Here is a 1,496-nt window from a genome sequence, read left to right as displayed (position 1 = left end):
CTGCTTGTCCGTGGAGCGCTTCGCGGTGCTGATCAGTCTGCTTGCCATCAGGATCTCGAAGAGGTCCAGTGCATCATCGATCGCCTTGGCCTCCAGATGGCGCATCACCGCGGTGAGTATCGCCGTGCGTTTGGGCTCCGCGGTCCGCTCCAACTTCGGGGCCTTGGTGCCCAGCCCGTACCGAGCCAGCACCGAGAGCCTGTTCGGCGGTATCTGTTCCAGCTTCAGCCGGCCCAACCCGAAGGCGGCTATGTCCTCAACCCGCTGCAACGCACTCTTCATCGCGGCGCCGGTGGTCCGTGTTGGCGGTCGACGCATCCGCTCCAGTTCCGAATACCGGGTGCCCTCCGGTGTCTTCAGCGTGGCAACGAAGTCCCCGGGCAGCGCAGGGTCCGCCCGCAGGGCGGCCCTGGCAACAGTGGCGTGCAGCCGTTTCTCGGCGATGGTGCGGACCACGGAAACCTGCCGGGCCAGCACGTTCACCCCGGGTAGCAGCACCCGGTGCCGACGCAGCCAACCCGCCGCGTGGTTGAACAACGCGACCGGTCCCTCGGCGTGCGTCCATGCCCGCCCGTGCAGGAACGCCCTGAACTTCCGGCCGTGTGCGGGGTCCTCGTACTGGTGATAGCCGTACGCATCGCGGATCTCCCACGCGTGCTCGTACGCCGTCTTTGGCCGCTCGGTGTACTCCTTGAGGCAGGAGGGATCCTCGATTTCCAGCTGTGCCGCCAGATGTTCAACGACCGACCACGGCACAGCCAGGGGATCTTCCAGGAACAGTCCGATGTACCGGACCGTGCACATCTGCAGGGCGAAGCCCAGGCGATTGTGGTCACCGCGCCGCTTCGAGATCAGGTTCCGGTCCTCGTCGTCGAGGAAGAAGAAGCGCTCCAGCTCGGGCCTCGTCGGTTCCTCGGCGAAGCTTCCATAGGCCTGCGCCTGCTCATCAGTCAGAAATTCCACGGGCATGAGACTGACAATAGTCGCCCCACCAGTGATCGAGATCCTTCCGACGAAACCCCGCGCAACGTGGATCGCCTGCGTTAGACGATCATGATCAAGTGCTTAGCGCCAGCCGCTGTACCGATAGTCCCCAAGGCCGTACATGGTTGACGCCCAAACCGGTGAGGTCGATTCGAAACATCGTGGCGTAGTGGGGCCGTTTGGTCCCCAGGATTGAGGTGGTCAGCCCCGGATAGGCGGTCAGCGAGGACAGTTCCAACGTGACAACAAGGAGGACCAGGGGCAGAGAAAGCTTCTTGAGCGAGCGGAGCGTTGCAGCCGCTTCACCGTATTGCGGCACGATGACCCACCAAATCACGGCAGCCAGAAATCCAGTCGACACCAAGGCGAGCAGCCTCCTCGGGACACGCCGCGGCCTGCCGTCCGCCCGCCGGGCCGGACGGGTGTGCGTGGCGGTGGCGTCAATCATCTTCCAATGCACATAGGAGGACTATGCGAAATGGGAATCCCGGCGCGCGTTCCGCGGTACAAGC

2 protein-coding genes are annotated in these 1,496 nt (G+C 64.1%); both read right to left on the bottom strand.

All coding sequences use genetic code 11. The features are described from left to right. Positions 1-963 (bottom strand): DUF4158 domain-containing protein (locus G6035_RS19475; RefSeq protein WP_218063385.1); only part of this gene is annotated, 963 nt, incomplete at its 3' end. Between the two features lie 94 nt (positions 964-1,057). Next, on the bottom strand, positions 1,058-1,432 hold the full coding sequence (locus G6035_RS19470; RefSeq protein WP_176618753.1) for a hypothetical protein: 375 nt from the start codon (positions 1,430-1,432) through the stop codon (positions 1,058-1,060). Positions 1,433-1,496 lie beyond the last annotated feature (64 nt).

Origin of the sequence: Arthrobacter sp. SDTb3-6, from assembly GCF_013376095.1 — a bacterium.
Taxonomy (GTDB): Bacteria; Actinomycetota; Actinomycetes; order Actinomycetales; family Micrococcaceae; genus Specibacter.
This window is presented reverse-complemented; position numbering and strand designations above follow the sequence as displayed.

Coding starts and splice junctions, on each gene's coding strand:
- G6035_RS19470 (WP_176618753.1), bottom strand. CDS start 1,432: ATGATTGACGCCACCGCCACGCACACCCGTCCGGCCCGGCGGGCGGAC.